This window comes from uncultured Methanobrevibacter sp., from assembly GCF_946184425.1.
Lineage (GTDB): Archaea > Methanobacteriota > Methanobacteria > Methanobacteriales > Methanobacteriaceae > Methanocatella.
This window is the reverse complement of record NZ_CAMHFP010000076.1, coordinates 1-3953: the sequence shown is the minus strand read 5'-3', so window position 1 is coordinate 3953 and position 3953 is coordinate 1. Positions and strand designations below refer to the sequence as shown.

8 protein-coding genes are annotated in these 3953 nt (G+C 34.4%); 6 read left to right on the top strand and 2 right to left on the bottom strand.

All coding sequences use genetic code 11. From position 1 onward, the window contains the following. Both Q0P94_RS10390 and Q0P94_RS10385 read left to right on the top strand, forming a co-directional pair. On the top strand, window positions 1-145 hold a 145-nt coding region (locus Q0P94_RS10390; protein ID WP_295116364.1), incomplete at its 5' end, for a tyrosine-type recombinase/integrase. Window positions 146-334: 189 nt separating this feature from the next. Continuing rightward, entirely contained in the window at window positions 335-643 is a 309-nt protein-coding gene (locus Q0P94_RS10385) for a hypothetical protein (RefSeq protein ID WP_295116361.1), read from the top strand. 42 nt (window positions 644-685) lie between these two features. On the opposite strand, the gene Q0P94_RS10380 is transcribed toward Q0P94_RS10385, so the two are convergent. Both Q0P94_RS10380 and Q0P94_RS10375 read right to left on the bottom strand, forming a co-directional pair. Continuing rightward, window positions 686-817 (bottom strand): hypothetical protein, encoded by a 132-nt coding sequence (locus Q0P94_RS10380; protein WP_295116358.1) that lies wholly within the window; start codon window positions 815-817, stop codon window positions 686-688. A 127-nt stretch (window positions 818-944) separates the two neighbouring features. Further along, on the bottom strand, window positions 945-1349 hold the full coding sequence (locus Q0P94_RS10375) for a carboxymuconolactone decarboxylase family protein (protein WP_295116356.1): 405 nt from the start codon (window positions 1347-1349) through the stop codon (window positions 945-947). Window positions 1350-1420: 71 nt separating this feature from the next. On the opposite strand from Q0P94_RS10375, the gene Q0P94_RS10370 reads away from it, so the two are divergent. The 4 genes from Q0P94_RS10370 to Q0P94_RS10355 all read left to right on the top strand — a co-directional run bounded on the left by Q0P94_RS10370 (window position 1421) and on the right by Q0P94_RS10355 (window position 3829). Next, window positions 1421-1969, top strand: coding sequence for a hypothetical protein (locus Q0P94_RS10370; protein WP_295116354.1), 549 nt, complete (start codon window positions 1421-1423; stop codon window positions 1967-1969). 261 nt (window positions 1970-2230) lie between these two features. Continuing rightward, on the top strand, window positions 2231-2845 hold the full coding sequence (locus Q0P94_RS10365) for a hypothetical protein (protein ID WP_295116351.1): 615 nt from the start codon (window positions 2231-2233) through the stop codon (window positions 2843-2845). A 39-nt stretch (window positions 2846-2884) separates the two neighbouring features. Beyond that, window positions 2885-3115 carry a hypothetical protein gene (locus tag Q0P94_RS10360; RefSeq protein WP_295116348.1) on the top strand — a complete coding sequence of 77 codons (231 nt, stop codon included), beginning with the start codon at window positions 2885-2887 and terminating at the stop codon, window positions 3113-3115. Between the two features lie 213 nt (window positions 3116-3328). Next, window positions 3329-3829 carry a metallophosphoesterase family protein gene (locus Q0P94_RS10355; RefSeq protein WP_295116345.1) on the top strand — a complete coding sequence of 167 codons (501 nt, stop codon included), beginning with the start codon at window positions 3329-3331 and terminating at the stop codon, window positions 3827-3829. Window positions 3830-3953: the final 124 nt, after the last annotated feature.

The following is a 3953-nucleotide window of genomic DNA, read 5'->3' as shown; positions in this document are numbered from 1 at the left end:
AATGGCAACAAATGCAATTGATAAAGGAATGCCGATTGAACAGGTTCAAAGGCTGCTGGGTCATGTTCAGATTGACACTACCATGCAATATGCAATGGTGAATCAAAACAATGTGAAAATATCCCATAGGAAATTCATCGGATAATCTTGTTCGTATTTTAAATTTTAGGTGTTTTGATGGATATTTCTTCCATTATTTTCTTAAAATGGTAGGTACATAAATATCAGTTTATGACTCAGGCAGCATATGATACGTTAAGTAGCTATGATGAGGATACAATTTATTTTGTAAGAAGTTCATAATATTAACAAGTAATTATAATGAATTGAAATTATGGTTGATAACATAGTTGATGACATTATAAATTTCTTTGAAAGATTTGGTGCATCTAATGAATTAAGTAAAAGGAATTTTGATACTGGAGATTTCTTTTCAGAAGAGTATTGTAATTTTATTTTGGATTTTGGAAAAAGATATGGGCTGTATGATGAGGTTAAAGAAGCAAAAGATAGGAATTACATTCTAAATTTAGAAGATGAATTATCTGATTTTTTTAGGAAAAAACTAATTTCAGTATTTATATACTATCAACTCATAATCGTTGACTTCCTTATTGTCTTTGATGATTTCAACAAGTTCTGACTGCAGTTTGGATGCTATCACTTCAAATGTCATTTTTAACACCTAAAATCTCTTGTATACATATAGTTTATTTGACTTGTCATTGTACTTGTTTGGATCCTGCAGGCTGTCGAAGGTGCTGTTTGGCTCAAACTGTGGGCATGTGTCTCCAGGTTCAGTGTGTCCATTGCCCAATCTGCATATCACACCATCGGCAGGTCCTCTAAGCTGAACGTTTACCTGCCAGTGCTTGCAGTTAAGGCAAACCCTGTCGTAATTTATATCGGATATGTTATACCCGTCAAGTTCATACATTATATCACTATAAAATGTCCCTTTCTGTGAACACTTCCTTGGCTACCACCACACCATTGATTGACTTTGGAAAACCGCAATAGGCGCTCATCTGCATGATGATTTCAACTATCTCAGTTGGAGTGTTTCCAACGTTGAGGGCAGCGTTGATGTGTTCCTTCAATTGGGGGATTGTCCCTAGGGTTGTAAGTGCTGCGACTGTGCACAGTTCCCTGGTTTTCAAATCAACTTCTTCACGAGTGTATATTTCAGCATATGGAAACTCGACAACAAATCTTGACATGTCCGGAGCGATATCCTCTATGCCTTCAAAGATTTCCTCGACTGTCCTTTGCTGAATTCCTTCCAAAACTTCTTTTCCTTTTTCATACCTTGACATGATTTTAAATTTATACTCAAACCCATTTAACATTAGCGGTAGTGTAAACGTAATATACTTACTTCAGACATAACATTAATCTTGACGAAGCTATCAACAAAGGATTGCTTGGAGAAGCTAAAGACATTGCTCCAGGCGCTTCACTTCAAGAGTTAAACATCAGAAAACCAATCACAGATACCATTAGCATTGATACTGTTGGTGGAGTTCTTAACGTTAATAAGGACGTGTTTGATTCTGATATTGTTTCATTTGAGGACTTGTTAGGCGATGTAGCAACTGTCATAGCTAATCGTATTGAATTCAACATTTATGATACCTTAATGAATTCCAATCAGGTTCCTGAGTATAACACTACTCAAACTGAAGACACCATGGAGGCATTCGGCCAGTTCGTTATTGCTGCTCAAGAAGCATTCAAAGGCAATGAAGGAGCAGGAGCAGACTTAACCATAATGGCAGAGTCATACAAAACATTATCTTATGTTAAACAACTTGCTTACCAAAACAATAAGTTAGTTCAGCCGGTTGAAGATATACAAAGCTATTACGGTATTGACAACATTGATTTCTTGGGAACTACACAGGCTGACGGTGGATCACTGGTAGGTGATAAGGGATACATCGGATTCGATTTAAGAAACGCTCATTAACAGTATTGTATTCCAAATCTTCCGGAACTACAACTGCACCAATTACTGTGATGAAAACATAGCTGACTTCTATCCTATCATTGAAATCATGAGAAAAGACATTTACGATGAGTTACCTCAATACACCAAATTGTTCATACAAAGTAAAGTCGGAATATTGTTGAATAAACCGGGACTTGCCTTGAAAGGTACCTGCAGACCATAAGAGGTGAATGTTAATGTTAACAAAAGGAAAATGATGCTAAAGTACAAAATGAAGTAATGGCACAGATTGTTGCTGACACTTCAGCCAAATGGATGAAATTCACCAGATTACTTCCAAAGCAAGAAATTGAAGAGAACTCACAATACTATACCTATATGTCACAAAGAGTCAATATCGAGGAAGCTATTCAATCTGGTGTGCTTGGTGAGGCCAAAGATATTGCTCCTGGCGCAACACTTCAGGAATTAAATGTCAGAAAACCAATCAGCGAAACTATCTCCATTGATACCATTGGTGGAGTCTTAAATGTTTCCGCACAGATGTTGGATTCCAATTTAATCAGTATTAATGATATGTTACAGGACGTTGGAATTCTTATCGGTAGAAGCATTGAAAAGGCAGCTATTGACATGATTCAAAACTCATCCAAAGTAGCTACCTATGACTTTGAATCTGGCGATGATACTGGAATGACTATTCTTAAAGCTCAGGAAAAATTCAAGGAATCAGCTGGAAGCTATGCAAACTTAAACAGCATGGCTGTAAGCTATAAATCATTAACAACCTTGAAATCAGATATATTCTCAAGCAACAGACAAGTTGAACCGGTAGAATTAATCAAAAGTTATTATGGTGTGGATAATATTGATATTCTTGGAACTGCTGTCTGAGATGGTGGTTCTGAAATAGGTGACAAAACCTACATCGGTATGGACTACATTAATCCTGGAATGAAATTGCTATACTCCAGAACCACAGGAACAACCGTTGCTCCATTAGGGCCTGACGGTGAGATGTATGATTTCTATCCGTTAATAGAATTCATGAGGAAAGACATTCGTGATGAATTGCCAATGTATACAAAGTTATTCATACTTTCAAGTGTTGGTGTGTTAATGAATGCACCTAACAGAATCATCAAAGGTGAATTTAGAGCATAGAACCATAATTTGATCTCCTAAATATTGGCCCTTTCGTAGGAGGTTGCGTGTAGGGAAAAAAGAATACAAATAATCTCCATGAGATAAGTAGTGAGATTTAATTGCTTTTTCTTCACTAACATCTTCTGCTAAGAGTTTTTTTTAACTCCAAATCCTTTGCGGGGATATTCACCCTTCCCCGCCAACTATTTTAAAAATATATTAACCAATTTAATGAAATATACATACATGTTAATTGGTTTAATTTCAGATACACATATCACCGCAAAGAGAGGAAAATTATCTGAAAATGTCATTGAAGCATTTAATGATGTTAATCTTATTATTCATGCAGGAGATATTACACAACAAAAAGCTATTGATGAACTTGAATCAATAGCTCCAGTTATTGCCGTTTTAGGAAACAATGATAAATTAGATTTAAATAAAACGGAAGTTATTGAAGTAGAAAATTTTAAGATAGGTATTAATCATGGAACTAATTATTCTAATGATTTTGATAAACTATACAAATTAGCTATTAAATTAAATGTTAATGTTTTAATTAGTGGTCATACTCATAAACCTCACTGTGAAATTATCGATGATATTTTATTTATTAATCCTGGAAGTGCTAATCGTCCTATCGAATCAGATGCATCTATTGCTACAATAAATATAGATAAAGGCCATGAATTAGTTAATGATATTGAAATTAAGTTTATTAAATTATAATATATTTAAAAATATATATTTAATATAATAGCCATATATATAATAGAGGCTATAAAATGAAATTAATTTGACTCTTTCAAAAACTTTGTTGATTTGAAATTTTTTGATGAAAATTAGTTGTGAA